At 64.6% G+C, this 14,998-nt stretch carries 12 protein-coding genes; 5 read left to right on the top strand and 7 right to left on the bottom strand.

Translation table 11 applies throughout. From position 1 onward, the window contains the following. Window positions 1–63: 63 nt before the first annotated feature. A complete protein-coding gene (locus CK222_RS02315) occupies window positions 64–966 on the top strand; it encodes a phosphotransferase family protein (RefSeq protein ID WP_095799473.1) in 903 nt (300 codons plus the stop codon). Window positions 967–981: 15 nt separating this feature from the next. Here CK222_RS02315 and CK222_RS02310 read toward each other — a convergent pair whose 3' ends face one another. Beyond that, window positions 982–1,905, bottom strand: coding sequence for a DMT family transporter (locus CK222_RS02310; RefSeq protein ID WP_095799260.1), 924 nt, complete (start codon window positions 1,903–1,905; stop codon window positions 982–984). A gap of 83 nt (window positions 1,906–1,988) precedes the next feature. Then, complete coding sequence (locus tag CK222_RS02305; protein WP_095799259.1) at window positions 1,989–3,269, bottom strand: amidohydrolase family protein; 1,281 nt, start codon at window positions 3,267–3,269, stop codon at window positions 1,989–1,991. A gap of 166 nt (window positions 3,270–3,435) precedes the next feature. Between CK222_RS02305 and CK222_RS02300 the strand changes: the two genes are divergently transcribed. Further along, window positions 3,436–5,190, top strand: coding sequence for an ABC transporter ATP-binding protein (locus CK222_RS02300; protein ID WP_095799258.1), 1,755 nt, complete (start codon window positions 3,436–3,438; stop codon window positions 5,188–5,190). A gap of 144 nt (window positions 5,191–5,334) precedes the next feature. Here CK222_RS02300 and ilvD read toward each other — a convergent pair whose 3' ends face one another. Next, window positions 5,335–7,179, bottom strand: coding sequence for a dihydroxy-acid dehydratase (ilvD, locus tag CK222_RS02295; protein WP_095799257.1), 1,845 nt, complete (start codon window positions 7,177–7,179; stop codon window positions 5,335–5,337). Between the two features lie 253 nt (window positions 7,180–7,432). On the opposite strand from ilvD, the gene CK222_RS02290 reads away from it, so the two are divergent. Further along, the gene (locus CK222_RS02290; protein WP_067324344.1) at window positions 7,433–7,903 is read left to right on the top strand and encodes a VOC family protein; all 471 of its coding nucleotides are present in this window, start codon (window positions 7,433–7,435) and stop codon (window positions 7,901–7,903) included. Between the two features lie 71 nt (window positions 7,904–7,974). Here CK222_RS02290 and CK222_RS02285 read toward each other — a convergent pair whose 3' ends face one another. From CK222_RS02285 to CK222_RS02280, 3 genes are all read right to left on the bottom strand, one after another. Further along, window positions 7,975–9,567, bottom strand: a complete 1,593-nt coding sequence (locus CK222_RS02285; protein WP_095780207.1) for a peptide chain release factor 3 — start codon at window positions 9,565–9,567, stop codon at window positions 7,975–7,977. Between the two features lie 123 nt (window positions 9,568–9,690). Next, window positions 9,691–9,807 carry a DUF1127 domain-containing protein gene (locus tag CK222_RS32140; protein ID WP_176477550.1) on the bottom strand — a complete coding sequence of 39 codons (117 nt, stop codon included), beginning with the start codon at window positions 9,805–9,807 and terminating at the stop codon, window positions 9,691–9,693. 258 nt (window positions 9,808–10,065) lie between these two features. After that, window positions 10,066–10,347, bottom strand: a complete 282-nt coding sequence (locus CK222_RS02280; protein WP_067003570.1) for a DUF4242 domain-containing protein — start codon at window positions 10,345–10,347, stop codon at window positions 10,066–10,068. 204 nt (window positions 10,348–10,551) lie between these two features. Here CK222_RS02280 and CK222_RS02275 point away from each other — a divergent pair, with 204 nt between their 5' ends. Further along, window positions 10,552–12,360 carry a winged helix-turn-helix domain-containing protein gene (locus tag CK222_RS02275; RefSeq protein WP_095799256.1) on the top strand — a complete coding sequence of 603 codons (1,809 nt, stop codon included), beginning with the start codon at window positions 10,552–10,554 and terminating at the stop codon, window positions 12,358–12,360. A gap of 67 nt (window positions 12,361–12,427) precedes the next feature. Further along, window positions 12,428–13,501: an FAD-binding oxidoreductase gene (locus CK222_RS02270; protein WP_095799255.1), complete on the top strand. Its 1,074-nt coding sequence runs from the start codon at window positions 12,428–12,430 to the stop codon at window positions 13,499–13,501. On the opposite strand, the gene CK222_RS02265 is transcribed toward CK222_RS02270, so the two are convergent. Beyond that, window positions 13,495–14,868: an amidase gene (locus tag CK222_RS02265; protein ID WP_095799472.1), complete on the bottom strand. Its 1,374-nt coding sequence runs from the start codon at window positions 14,866–14,868 to the stop codon at window positions 13,495–13,497. The genes CK222_RS02270 and CK222_RS02265 overlap by 7 nt on opposite strands. Between the last annotated feature and the right edge of the window lie 130 nt (window positions 14,869–14,998).

Below are 14,998 nucleotides of genomic sequence, written 5' to 3'. Positions count from 1 at the left end.
GGTAGCCAAGCGGCAAAAACTGTGGAACCGTTCCGCCATAAACATGGCGTGATGGTTAAGGGGGTGACGATGGAAGAGGCGCGCGCGGCGCTGGCCGCCATTCCGGCGCTTGCCGGATACAAGGGGCCGCTGGAGCGGCTGGGCGGCCTTACCAACCGTGTCTACAAGGCCGGCGAGGTCTGCCTGCGCATTCCCGGCAAGGGCACGGAGGAATATATCAACCGCGCCAACGAGGCGGTGGCGGCGCGCGAGGCGGCCAAGGCCGGCGTCAGCCCGGAGGTGCTTTTTGCCGACCCCGCATCCGGCTTGATGGCAACGCGCTTCGTCGCCGACGCCGAGACCATGTCGCCGGAAAAGTTCAAGGCCAGGCAGGGAAGTCCGGCGCGCGCGGGCGCAGCCTTCCGAAAGCTGCATGCGTCCGGCGCGGTCTTCCCCTTCCGCTTCGAGCTGTTTGCGATGATCGACGACTATCTGAAAGTGCTGTCGACCAAGGATGTGGCCCTGCCGCCCGGCTATCACGACGTGGTGCGCGAGGCGGGCAGCGTGCGCGAAGCATTGGTCGCGCACCCGATCCAGCTTGCTGCCTGCCACTGCGATCCGCTCTGCGAAAACTTTCTCGATACCGGGGAGCGGATGTGGATCGTCGACTGGGAGTACTCCGGCATGAACGATCCGTTGTGGGATCTCGGCGACCTCTCGGTCGAAGGCAGGTTCGACGCCGGCCAGGACGAAGAGCTGATGCGCGCCTATTTCGGCGGCGAAGCAAGGCCGGCCGAGCGCGGCCGCGTCGTCATTTACAAGGCCATGTGCGACCTGCTCTGGACGCTGTGGGGGCTGATCCAGCTCGCCAACAACAACCCGGTCGACGATTTCCGCGCCTATGCGGACGGACGCTTCGCCCGCTGCAAGGCGCTGATGGAGACGCCCGAGTTCTCACGCCACCTCGCTGCTGTGCGAGAGGGGTGAGCGCAGGCCTGGACCCTAGTTGACGCCTTTCGGCACGTTTTCCGGCGGCACGACGGTCTCGACCACCTTCTGGCGATGGAAGATGAAGATGCCGGCGAGCACAACGATGGCCGAGCCGGCGAGTATCCGCGGGCTCGGCACATCGCCGAAGAAGACCAGGCCGAAGACAATGGCCCACAGCAGCAGGCTGTAATGCAGCGGCGCAAGCGTTGACGCCGGCGCCAATTTCAGCGCCCGGGTGATCATCAGATGGGCGGCGCAGGAGACGATGCCGAGCAAAAGCATGGCGCCGAAATCGAGCGCCGACGGCGTGCGCCAGGCGCCGATCGCCAGCGCGCCGCCGACAATCAACGTGCCGATGGTCTGCCAGGTGACCAGCGTCGTGTCACTCGTTCCGCGCAAACGCCGGCCGAGAATGATGGCGAAGCCGAAGGCAATGCTGCCGATCAGCGCATAGGCCGATGACAACGAAAACGCGGCCGACGATGGCTTCAGGATGATCAGCACACCGCAGAAGCCGACCAGGATCGCCAGCCAGCGCCGCCAGCCGACCTTCTCGCCGAGCAGGAGATGCGAGAGCGCGGCGACATAGATCGGTCCGGCCATGTAAAAGCTCATCACGTCGGCGAGCGGCAGATAGACGACCGCGGTATAGAACAGCCCGGTGTCAAGCGTGGTCGCCGCGACGCGCAGGACCTGCAGCACCGGCCTTTCCACCTGAAACAGCTTGCCCGCGCCCTGGTTGGCGATCATCGGCCCGAGCACCAAGAAGGCGCCGATGGAGCGGACCAGCACCACTTGGCCAACCGAGAAGGAAGCGACCAGCCATTTGCCCATCGCGTCGTTCAGCGCGAACATGAAGTCGCCGGCCAGCATCAAGAGAATGCCGGCGAGCAGGACATTCTTGATCGTAAGGTTGCGGGCGAGGAACTGGGCCATGCCCGGCTCCCTACTCGCAATCTGTCGCTTTGAGGAGGGAAATTCGGACGATCCGTAAGACCAGCGGCGGAAATCGGCTGGCGCTACGCGGATTTGTGCCTGCGGTTGACGCTCTTCGGCCGACCGGCGATCGACAGCCGCGTCTCCTGCCTGGTCCGTTCGGCCACCACCTTGCCCCTGGCGATGACACAGAGGCGCTCGGGGCGCAGGCGGACGGCCTCGATCGGATTGCCGGCGTCGAGCACGACAAGGCTCGCCCGCTTGCCGACGGTCAGACCCAGATGATCAAGCCCCATGATGGCGGCGTTGACGTTGGTGACCATGTCGAAGCAGCGCGCCATGTCGGCCGGGCTCGACATCTGCGCGACATGCAGGCCCATGAAGGCCACGTCGAGCATGTCCGCCGTGCCCAGCGAATACCATGGGTCGAGCACGCAGTCCTGGCCCCAGCCGACGCGGATGCCGAGCGCCAGCATCTCCTTCACCCGGGTGAGGCCGCGCCGCTTGGGGAAAGTATCGTGGCGCCCCTGCAGCATGATGTTGATCAGCGGATTGGGGATCGCAGAGACGCCGGCCTCGGCGATCAGCGGCAACAGCTTCGAGACGTAGTAATTGTCCATGGAATGCATCGAGGTGAGGTGCGAGCCCGCCACCCTGCCCTGCAAGCCGAGTCGCTGCGTTTCATAGGCAAGCTGCTCGATGTGGCGCGATAGCGGGTCGTCGGTCTCGTCGCAATGCATGTCGACCATCAGGCCGCGCTTCGCCGCGATCTCGCAGAGCTCCGTCACCGAGCGGGTGCCGTCGGCCGTGCTGCGCTCGAAATGCGGGATGCCGCCGACGATGTCGACGCCCATATCCAGCGCCCGGATTGTGTTTTCGCGGGCCGTCGGCGAGCGATAAAACCCGTCCTGCGGAAAAGCGACCAGCTGCAGGTCGAGATAGGGCGCGACCGTTTTCTTCACATCCAGCAGAGCTTCCACGGCAAGCAGCCGGTCGTCGCAGACATCGACATGGGTGCGGATGGCAAGCAGGCCCATCGACACCGCCCAGTCGCAATAGGCGAGCGCGCGGTCGCGCACCGCCTCATGCGTCAGGAGCGGCTTCAACTCGCCCCAGAGCGCAATCCCTTCGAGCAGCGTGCCCGAAGCGTTGATGCGCGGAATGCCATAGGAGAGCGTGGCGTCCATATGGAAATGCGGATCGACGAAGGGCGGCGAGACGAGATTGCCGCGCGCGTCGACCTCGCTCCGAGCTGCGCCTTGCAACTGAGGCTCGATCGCGGCGATGGTTTCGCCAGCGATGCCGATATCGGCGATCCTGCCGTCCGGCAGCGTGCCGCCGCGCACGATGAGGTCGAAATCCATGTCGTCATCCCTTTGGTAGAATCAGCGTTATCGTGATCGGACAGGCGGGCCGCCGCAGCCGTTTCTTCCCTGCCGGCGTTTCCTCCGGCGCCAACTCGCTCTATAAGCCGCCTCTCGCCCCCGTGGCGAATCCGAAATTTGCTAAGCCAGACACAGGATCGGCCGTTTGTTTCGCTTCTTCCGCTCGACGGAGAACCAGCGCCTTGTCGCAAGGCTGGTACGAGAATCTTTCCGGGAGCATAAATTCGGCTATGGCGCGGCCATTGTGTCGATGCTGGTGGTGGCCGCCATGACGGGGGCAAGCGCATGGATCCTGAAGGAGATCACCAACGAATTCGTGGTCTACAAGAGAGCGGATCGCGTCAACCTGATCGCGGCCGCGGTCGCCGCTATCTTCGTCCTCAAGGGCCTGGCGACGTTCGTTCAGGCCTATTTCATGAGCCGTGTCGGCAATGCCATCATCGCCGATAGGCAGCGCAAGATCTATGACCGGATCCTGGCGCAAGGCATCGAATTCTACCATTCGACCTCGTCGTCCGACCTGATCACCCGCATGACCAACAACGCCCAAGCCGCGCGCAGCGTGCTCGACCTCGTCGTCACGTCCTATGTGCGCGATCTGGTGACGTTGATCGTGCTGGTCGCAGTGATGGTCTGGGAGCAGCCGGCGCTGTCGCTGATCTGCTTCGTCGTCGGACCGGTGGCGATCTACGGCGTCAACAGCATTCTCAAGCGCGTGCGCCAGATCGCCAAGATGGAATTCCGCTCGCTCGGCCAGATCGTGCATGTGATGCAGGAAACGGCAATCGGCGTGCGCGTCGTCAAATCCTTCAATCTCGAAGGCGCGATGCGCAAGCGCATGTACAAGGCCGTGTCGGACGTCCAGAACCGCGCCAACAACATCGCGACGCTCGAGGCAGCCACCAGCCCGGTGATGGAAACGCTTGCCGGTCTGGCGATTGCCGGCGCAGTCTTCATCAGCGGCTTCCTGGTGCTGCAGGGCGGCCAGATGCCGGGCAACATCATGGCCTTTATCGGGGCGCTGCTGCTCGCTTATGAGCCGGCAAAGCGGCTGGCGCGCGTGCGCATCTCGCTGGAGACCGGCATCGTCGGCGTGCGCATGATGTTCCAGCTTGCCGACCGGCCGCTGACGCTGGCCGAAAAGCCCGGCGCCAAGCCGCTGCAGCCGGGCCCGGGCGAAATCCGCTTCGACAATGTCAGCTTCGCCTATCCCGAGAGCCCGCCGGTTTTCGAACAGCTCAACCTGACCCTGGCGGCCGGCAAGATGACGGCGCTGGTCGGACCTTCCGGCGGCGGCAAGTCAACGATCCTCAACCTGATCATGCGCATGTACGACCCGCAAGGCGGCAAGGTGATGTTCGACGGCCAGGACATCTCCTTCGCCACGCTCGATTCACTCAGGCAGAAGATTGCCTATGTCAGCCAGGACACATTCCTGTTCGCCGGCACCATCATGCACAACATACGCCTCGGGCGTCAGGACGCGACCGACGAGGAGGTGATCGCCGCGGCCAAGGCCGCCAACGCGCATCACTTCATCAGCGCCATGGCCAAGGGCTACGAGACGGAGGTGGGCGAGAACGGCTCGTTGCTGTCCGGCGGCCAGCGCCAGCGCATCTCGATCGCGCGCGCCATGCTGCGCAATGCCGAGATCCTGCTGCTCGACGAGGCGACCAGCGCGCTGGACGCCGAATCGGAAGCGCTGTTCCGCGACGCGCTGCAGCAACTCACGGTCGGACGCACGACCATCGTCATCGCGCATCGGCTGTCAACGGTGCATCAGGCCGACACGATCGTGGTGCTGGAAAACGGCAAGGTGCTGGAAAGCGGCCCGCACAAGTCCCTGCTCAAACAGGGCGGACTCTATCAGAAGCTTTATGAATATCAGCTGATGCCATGACGCCGGCGCTTACCCTCCCCGTTGTGGGGAGGGTCGCTGCGCAGCAGCGGGGTGGAGGTGCGGCGCCGACCGACCCGGACCTTCGGTCCGACCTCCCCACAGAGGGGCCCACAGGGGGGAGGTAGGGGGGCGCTGCCCGACTTACTATTCCGGCACTTTCCTGACAGCACCTTTGTCGGCGCTGGTGGCGAAGGCGGCGTAGGCGCGCAGCGCCGTCGTCACCTTGCGCTTGCGCTTTTCCTCAGGCTTCCAGGCATCCGCGCCCTTGGCCGCCATAGCCTTGCGGCGCGCGTCGAGCTCGGCTTCGCTGACGGCGAGATGGATCCTGCGGTTGGGGATGTCGATCTCGATCGTGTCGCCTTCCTGAACCATGCCGATCAGCCCGCCCTCGGCGGCTTCCGGCGAGACGTGGCCGATCGACAGACCCGACGTGCCGCCGGAGAAGCGGCCATCGGTGATCAGCGCGCAGGCCTTGCCGAGGCCCTTCGACTTCAGATAGCTGGTCGGGTAGAGCATCTCCTGCATGCCGGGGCCGCCGCGCGGCCCCTCATAGCGGATGACGACGATGTCGCCCGCCTTGATCTCGTTGCCCAGGATCGCCTTGACGGAAGCGTCCTGGCTTTCGAAGACGCGGGCCGGACCGGTGAATTTCAGGATCGACTCGTCGACGCCGGCCGTCTTCACAATGCAGCCGTCGAGCGCCAGATTGCCCTTCAACACGGCGAGGCCGCCATCCTTCGAGAACGGCGTCTTGGCCGAGCGAATGACGCCCGTCTCGCGGTTCGTGTCGAGATCCTCCCAGCGGCGATCCTGGCTGAAGGCGACCTGCGTCGGCACGCCGCCGGGCGCGGCGCGGAAGAACTCGCGCACATTCTCTGCGGAAGTGCGGGCGATGTCCCAATGGTCGAGCGCTTCGCCCAGCGTTGCGGTGTGGACTGTCGGCAGATCGCGGTTGATCAGCCCGGCCTGGTCGAGTTGGCCGAGGATCGCCATGATGCCGCCGGCGCGGTGAACATCCTCCATGTGCACGTCGGACTTGGCCGGCGCCACCTTGCAAAGCACCGGCACTTTGCGCGACAGCCGGTCGATATCCTCCATGGTGAAGTCGACCTCGCCCTCATGCGCGGCAGCCAGGATGTGCAGCACCGTGTTGGTCGAGCCGCCCATGGCGATGTCGAGGGCCATGGCATTCTCGAAGGCTCCCTTGGAGGCGATGCTGCGCGGCAGCGCGCTGTCGTCCTCCTGTTCGTAATAGCGCTGCGCAAGATCGACGATCAGATGGCCTGCCTCGACGAACAGCCGCTTGCGATCGGCATGGGTGGCCAAAGTCGAGCCGTTGCCGGGCAGCGAGAGACCCAACGCTTCGGTCAGGCAGTTCATCGAGTTCGCCGTGAACATGCCCGAGCAGGAGCCGCAGGTCGGGCAGGCCGAGCGCTCGATCACCTTGACGTCCTCATCTGAAATTCGGTCGTCGGCCGCGGCCACCATGGCGTCGACGAGGTCGAGCGCCTGCGCCTTGCCGCCCAGCACCACCTTGCCGGCTTCCATCGGGCCGCCGGAGACGAAAACGGTCGGGATGTTGAGGCGCAGCGAGGCCATCAGCATGCCGGGCGTTATCTTGTCGCAGTTGGAGATGCAGACCATGGCGTCGGCGCAGTGCGCATTGACCATGTATTCGACGGAATCGGCGATCAGCTCGCGCGACGGCAACGAATAGAGCATGCCGTCGTGACCCATGGCGATGCCGTCGTCGACGGCGATGGTGTTGAACTCCTTGGCGACGCCGCCGGCCTTCTCGATCTCGCGCGCCACGAGCTGGCCGAGATCCTTCAGGTGCACATGGCCCGGGACGAACTGGGTGAAGGAATTGACCACCGCAATAATCGGCTTGCCGAAATCACTGTCCTTCATGCCGGTGGCACGCCACAGGCCACGGGCGCCTGCCATGTTGCGGCCATGGGTGGTGGTGCGGGAACGGTAGGCGGGCATCGGTATTCCTTGCTGGCTGGCGGCGCTCAAACGTGGCGCGGCGGCGCTGTATTTCAGTCGGCAGCGGTTATAGCGGCCAAGGTTCGGCCTTGCCACAATTTTGCGCTGCGCCACGATTCTTCAGGAAATTTGAAAAATGCTGTCGGATCGCGCCGCGCCGAGCCGTCCTTGAGGCAGACGGTACGAAAGCCGCGCCAAATCGCCGGCGCGCCGTTGATGATGAGCCAACCTGAACAAGTCGGAGGAGCAAGATATGCAGAAGATCACCACCTTCCTTTGGTTCGACGGCCAGGCCGAGGAGGCCATGAACCACTATGTCGCCATCTTCAAGAATTCGAAGGTGCTTAGCGTCACGCGCTGGCCCAAGGGCCATCCCCAGGAAGGCCAGGTTCTGGTCGCCTCGTTCGAGCTCGACGGGGTGCAGTTCCAAGCCCTCAACGGGGGGCCGCAATACAAGTTCACCGAGGCGATGTCGCTGTCGATCGACTGCAAAACGCAGGAAGAAGTCGATTATTTCTGGGCCAGACTCACCGAAGGCGGCGGCGAACCGGGACGCTGCAGCTGGCTGAAGGACAAGTTCGGCGTTTCCTGGCAGGTCGTGCCGGAGCAGCTGCCGCGCCTGCTTCAGGACCCCGACAGAGCGAAGGCCGGGCGCGTGATGTCGGCGATGATGCAGATGGGCAAGATCGACATCGCCACGATCGAGGAAGCGGCGAAGGGGTGATTACGCGTGAATAGTGAATGGTAAATGGTGAGGGTGCCCGACTACTATTCACTATTCACTATTCACCACAATCACGCCGCCTTGTCGCGGACCTGATAGTCCTTGACCGCGGCGAAGCGGATCGCTTTCCAGCGCTCGGCCTCGTAGTTGAGCGAGAAGGCGTGCTGGGCGAGGAAGACCGGATCGTTGTCGAGGTCGCGGGCGATGTCGCCGCGATGCGCCTCGATAAAGCGCTGGACATCCGCCCTGTCGTCGGCCGAGATCCAGCGGCAGACGGAGAAGCGCGACATCTCGAAATCCACCGGCAGCGTGTATTCGATGTTAAGCCGCTCCTTCAGCACATCGAGCTGCAGCGCGCCGACAACGCCGACGATGGCCGGCGAGCCGTCCTCAGGCGAGAACAGCTGCACGACGCCCTCCTCGGCCATCTGATGCAGCGCTTCCTTCAGCTTCTTGGCTTTCATCGCATCGCCGAGGCGGACACGGCGCAGGATTTCCGGCGCGAAGTTCGGCACGCCGCGGAACAGGATCTCCTCGCCCTCGGTCAGCGTGTCGCCGATGCGCAGCGTGCCGTGATTGGGTATGCCGACGACGTCGCCGGCGAAGGCCTCGTCGGCGGTGACGCGGGTGCGGGCGAAGAAGAATTGCGGCGCCGAGAGGCTCATCGGTTTGCCGGTGCGCACCAGCTTGGCCTTCATGCCGCGCTCCAGCTTGCCGGAGCAGACGCGGACGAACGCGATGCGGTCGCGATGGTTGGGGTCCATGTTGGCCTGGATCTTGAAGACGAAGGAGGTCATCTTCCCCTCCGTCGCCTCGACCGTGCGTTCATCGGCTGCCTGGGCCCGCGGCGGCGGCCCGTAGGCGCCGAGCGCCTCGATCAGGTCGCGCACTCCATAATTGCGCAGCGCCGAGCCGAAATAGACCGGCGTCAGATGGCCTTCGCGGAAGGCGTCTATGTCGAGAGGTCTGCACGCTTCCCGCGCGAGCTCCAGTTCCTCGATGAAGTCGTTGCGCTCGTTTTCCGGCAAAAGCCCGGCGACGCGGTTGGAATCCGGGCCGTTTACGGGCGTGCGCTCCTTCTCGTCATCGCTCCGGCGCACCGCGTTCTGCGCCAGGTGATAGGTGCCCGAAAAGGTCTTGCCGCGGCCGATCGGCCAGGTAACCGGTGCTGTGTCCAGCGCCAGCTTCTGCTCGATCTCGTCGAGGATTTCGAACGGATCGCGGCTCTCGCGGTCCATCTTGTTGACAAAGGTGATGATCGGGATGTCGCGCAGCCGGCAGACCTCGAACAGTTTCAGCGTGCGCGGCTCGATGCCCTTGGCGGCGTCGATGACCATGACGGCCGAATCCACCGCAGACAGCGTGCGGTAGGTGTCGTCGGCGAAATCCTCATGGCCGGGCGTGTCGAGCAGGTTGAAGACGTTGTCGTCATATTCGAAGGTCATCACCGAGGTGACGACCGAGATGCCGCGCTCGCGCTCGATCTTCATCCAGTCGGACCGGGTCTGGATGCGATCTTTCTTGGCCTTGACCTCGCCGGCAAGCTGGATGGCACCGCCGAACAGAAGCAGCTTTTCGGTGAGCGTGGTCTTGCCGGCATCGGGGTGGGCGATGATCGCGAAAGTGCGGCGGCGCGATACCGCCTGTTCGATGTCTTCTGCCAATTTTTGGAATCCTGTCTGTGGCGCGGGCTTCTAGCAGCGCATTTTGGGCGTGTCGACAGTTTCGGGCAGACTGGCACCGCCGAACAGCGTAGTCGATGTGGCCTGACAGGAACCTTAGGCCGTTCAGGTTCGCTCGCGATGACGGTCCTGGCGGCCCAACCGGGTAGCTAAACGTATCTCCGCCCCCTCGATGCCGATGTCGCGCAGCAGATAGTCCGGCAATTCGTCCAGCGTGGCCAACCCCTGCGATTTCGCAGGATGCGCGCAAGCACGCCTCCGCCGGAACGGCAGATTTCGAAGATCGCAACGAGGAACCGTCCGAGCGCGGAGTGGTTGGCCGCAAGCTCCTGTCCAAGGATGGTCATGGTTTATCCTCCTCTGTTGGAATGATGAAATCGGGAGGGCCAGACTGGCCCTCCCGAAGGTTTGGCCGACAGAAGATCAGGATCGATCGTGCTCGCAACTCGCCTGCAAGGCACTTCACGATCGATCTCTCCATCAGGCGGCGGCGTATGCCGTCGTCGGATCGAACAGGCGCTTCACCTGCGTGATCTTGGTGGCCGGGAAGCCGCTCATCTTGGCGTGGCGCTGAATGATCGCCTCGTCCTTGGCGAGGTAGACGCAGAAGGTCTTGTCATCCGCGACGAAGGATTCGACCCACTGAATGTCCGGGCCGAGTTCGGCGAGAACGGCATTCGAGGCCTTGGAGGCGTCGCGAAGTTGCTCGCGCTCGAAGGTGCCGACCTTGGGAATTTCACGTTCGATGATGTATTTCTGCATTTCGCAATCTCCTTGATCTTAGGTTCAAATGCCTCCGGACGCTCGAAAAGATTCGGTGCCGGTGACATTCCCGGGGCCGCTGAGCTAAACTGCAGCTTGGCTCGCCGGGCAGACGGAGAATTGCGCAAGAGGCGGCCGACAGTCCTTACGCCGTCCTTATCTTCTTCCGATCCTTTGCCTACTGCCGTTACAGGATTGCTGCCGATGGGAACTTATTGCTTCGGCGACTTCGATCTTAACGAGGACGCTCGCGCCCTCCGTCTCGCCGGAAGCGAGATCGAGGTGCAGCCCCTGGTCTTCGATTTCCTCGCCATCCTGCTGCGGCACCGGGACCGGGCCATGAGCAAAGACGAATTGCTTGAAACGCTATGGCCGGGCGTGACGGTGACGGAAGCTTCGTTGCAGCGCGTGGCTAGCCTTGCCCGCGGCGTTCTTCGCCAGGGCGGCATGGAAACGGCGCTGCGCAACCTGCCCCGCTTCGGCTACCGGATTTGCCTCGACCTGCCGCCCATTTCGGCGAACGGGCCGGCCGGCGCGGGCGGCAAGCTTTCGAGCCCCGGTTCACCGGTTCTGTCGGCACGCGAAGCTGTTGCTGTCAGAAAATGGCACGAGGCCGCAGCCTGCTTCACCGAAGCGGATGCCGCTGGCGAGCTGCTGACGGCCGATCTCGAGGAATGGGCACTTGCGCTGGAGTGCATGGGGCGCCCGGCTGAAGCCATCCCGCTTCTGGCGCGCGCGGTGACTGCCTACGGCGTGGCCGGCGAGCGCTTGCGAGCGGCGTCCCCGGCAATCGGCCTGGCCAGGGTTCATCTGGAGAGAGGGGAACTTGCCGTCGCCAAGGGCTGGCACAAGCGGGCGGCGCAGCTGATCGATGGCGCAACCGACAGCAGGGAGCACGGCCTGTGGTCCTGGATGGGAGCGCGCATCATGGGCGCGGAAGCCGAGCCGGAGCAGGCGCTTGCGCTTGCCGAACAGGCTTTCGCGGTTGGCAGGGATCTCGAAGATCCGGTCGTGGAGTCGCTCGGGCTGATCTATCGCGGCTTTTTCAAGCTCTGCCTCGGTGAAACCAAATCCGGCCAGGAGGACCAGGATTTCGCCGCCGCGCTCGGCCTCTCCAGCGACGTGGACCCGGTCGTCGGCGGCATTCTCTACTGCAACATACTTTGGGCCTGCCGGAATTTTGGCGACTGGGCGAGGGCCAACCAATGGACCCTCGGCTATGAGGACTGGTGCAGGGGACATGGGCTTGAGGATCTGTCGGGCTCCTGCCGGCTGCATCGCGCCGAAGTGCTCGGCGTTCACGGCACGCTGAAGGAGGCTGAGGCGCTGGTACGCGCCGCGCTCGACCAGCTCGCCGTCGACGCCCCCTGGGCGACGGGCGATGCGCTGCGTGTCTTGGGTGACATTCATCTGGCTGCCGGAGATCTCACGGAGGCGGAAACAGCCTATCGGGCGTCCCATGCCGCCGGCTGGGATCCGCAGCCCGGCCTGGCGCTGCTGCAGCTGGAGCAAGGCCAGGCCGAGGCCGCCTTCAGCGCTCTCGAGCGCTCCCTGGTCGGAAACGGCTGGCCGACGCTGCAGCGGCGAGGCATGGTCCTTGCCACTCTCGCCAAGGTGGCGGCGCGCACCAATCGTCTCGAGCGCGCAAAAGAAGTTATCACCGAGCTGGAGAGCCAGCCGCAGCGCTGGCCGATGGCCTCCATCCGGGCGCTGTCCGCCGAGGCCAAGGCTGAACTTTTCATACGGGAAGACCGCCCCACCGAGGCTGTTCGGGAGCTGCAGACCGCATGCTCGCGCTGGAGCGAGGTCGGCTCGCCGGTCAATGTCGCCGATGCGAGGCTTGCGCTCGCGGCGCTGCTCATTCAGCTCGGCGATCGTTCCGGCGCGGAGCTGGAGCTCGGCACAGCGTTGGCGTTAGCGAAGAAGGTCGACTCTTCACGGCTCACGCGGCGCTGCGAAGAGCTGAAGGGCCTGGTTGTCGGGACGCATAAGATAGCGATGGGCGGCGCGTAGCCGCTTCTCGCTTGAGGTCTGGCCGGCGCGATGGCATGACGGTGAAATCTCCTCTGAAGGTCATGGCATGAGCAGCGCAAAACAAGTCATCGTCATCGGCGCCGGCATCATCGGCGCATCGATCGCCTGGCATCTGGCGAAGGCTGGAGCGAGGGTGACGGTCGTCTCGACAAGCGGCGCCGGCGGCGTCGCGACGCCCAATTCCTTCGCCTGGATTAACGCAAGCTGGGGCAATCCGGAGACCTATTTCCGGCTACGCATCCGGGCGATGAACGAGTGGAAACGCTTGGCGAATGATCTGCCGGGCCTGCCGCTTGCCTGGTGCGGCGGCCTGTGCTGGGACCTGCCGGCGGACAAGCTCAAAGCCTATGCGGCCGAGCATTCGTCCTGGGGCTACGGCATCGAGCAGGTCGGCCGCGAACAGGCGGCGCGGATCGAACCCAATCTGACCGAGCTTCCCGATTTTGCGCTTCATGTCGCCGAGGAAGGCGTGGCCGAGCCGGTCGCGACCGCAACGGCGCTGCTGGCGGACGCCGAACGGCGCGGCGCGCGGCTCATTACGGGGACTGTCGATAGACTGACTCTATCGGGCGGCAGCCTGAGCGGCGTCGTCGTTGCGGGTGAAACCATCGCCGCCGACGAGGTGGTGATCGCCGCCGGCGCCGGCGCTCCGGCGATCGGCGCGACGGCAGGCGTCCAACTGCCGATCAAGACGCCGCCCGGTCTGATCGTGCATTCGCGACCCTACAGGAAGCTCCTCAACGGCCTGGTGCTGGCCGAGAGGCTGCATATGCGGCAGACGGCCGAAGGCCGGATCATCGCCGGCTCGGATTTTGGCGGCGGCGATCCGGGCGAGAACCCGGAGGGAACCGCGCTTGAGCTTTTCGAAGCGGTAAAAGCGATGCTGCGCGGCGCCGACGGGCTGGAGTACGATTTCCACACAGTCGGCTATCGTCCCACTCCGATCGATGGTTTCCCAATTGTCAGCCGCGCCGACGGCGTAGGCGGCCTCTATGTCGCCGTCACCCATTCCGGCATCACGCTGGCACCCGCCATCGGCCTATTTGCGGCCCGCGAAATCCTCGATGGCGAGCGCGATCCATTGCTCGCGCCTTATGCGCTGTCGCGCTTCGCTCAGTAGCCCGGCGGCCGGCGAAACCCGTCGGTCAGCGGCGCGATCGCCGCAGCGACGCCGAGCAGTCTCGCCTCCGACCAGCGCTTGCCGACCAGTTGCAGGCCGATGGGCAACCCGTTGCTGTCCTGCCCGCCTGGTATCGCCAGCGCCGGATGGCCGGAATAATTGAAGACCGCGCCATAGGCCGGCAGCATCCAATAGCTCTCGTCCTTGCCGTCGACCTTCAGCGCGCTGCCTGGCTTGCAGTGCGGAAAGGCCGTTGTCATGGCGACCGGGCAAAGCAAGGCATCACAGCTTTCGAAGAACCGCTCCCAAGCAAGAATCGACCGGTCGCGGCGAGCGAGCGCCGCGAACCAGCGCGACACCGGCGCAGGCTGTTCCGGCGGTTCCGGTTGCGCTGCCTCCAGCATCATGCCGATCAACTTGCCGCCCTCGGTGAGATCATCATGCAGGTCGAGCTTCGGCAGTTTGGCTTCCTCGACGTGCGCGCCGGCGGAAGCCAGCCTAGCAGCCAATCTCTCGACCGCGGCGCCGATCTCGGCGGCCACCGGAAAGCTGCGGAAGGTGCCGGCGAAGGCGATGCGCAGCGATGTCAGCTCGAGCGTCGGTATCGCATCAACCGGCACCGGCGCCAGATCGGTATCGCCGCCGTCCGGACCGGCAATGATCCGGTAAATCAGCGCCAGGTCCTCCAGATTGCGAGCAATCGGCCCGACACAGGACATCAAGCGGACGCTGCGCGGAATGCCGCCCGGGTCGGGAAAAGCGCCGGCCAGCGAGACGCGATGCTCGGTCGGCTTCAGGCCGTAGACGCCGCAAAAGGCGGCGGGCAAGCGGATGGAACTCTGCATGTCGGTGCCGACCTCGAAGGGCGTCATGCCCGCAGCAACCGCAGCGGCAGCGCCGCCGCTGGAGCCGCCCGCTGTGCGCGACGGATCCCAAGGGTTGCCGGTGCGGCCGAACAGCGGATTGTCAGACTGCCAGTCGCCCAGCATGGTGGCGACATTGGTTTTGCCGACCAGCACGCCGCCGGCTCTCTTTAGCCTGGCAGCCACAGGGCTGTCCTGCTTGGGAACGTTGTCGGCAAATGGCGGGAAGCCGACCGTCGTCTTCATGCCAGCGGTCTCGTGCGCATCCTTCAGCGTGAACGGCACGCCGTGCAGCGGGCCGAGCGCGGCGCTGCGGGCCAGTGCCGCATCGGCTTCTCGGGCACGCTGAAGCGCGCCTTCCCGATCGAGGAGGACGACGGCGTTCAGAGCTTCGTTATGCCGGTCGATCTGCGCCAGATGCGCGTCGAGCGCCTCCACGGCCGAGATTCTCCGGCGGGCAATTGCTGCCGCGAGTTCGGTAGTCGAGGAAAATCCGATGTCCATGGTGCTGCACTCCGGCTGCTTGCCGCGCTGCGCCTTGAACATGGCGGATGAGACCGCGGCTTCAAGCCGAATTCAGCATTGTTAGGACAGCGGTGCTTGATCGAAATTGCGCCCACCTGTGGTCAGGGCG

It is taken from the genome of Mesorhizobium sp. WSM3866, assembly GCF_002294795.1.
Taxonomy (GTDB): Bacteria; Pseudomonadota; Alphaproteobacteria; order Rhizobiales; family Rhizobiaceae; genus Mesorhizobium.
Note: the sequence above shows the minus strand (reverse complement) of the source record. Positions and strands in the feature narration are given on the sequence as shown.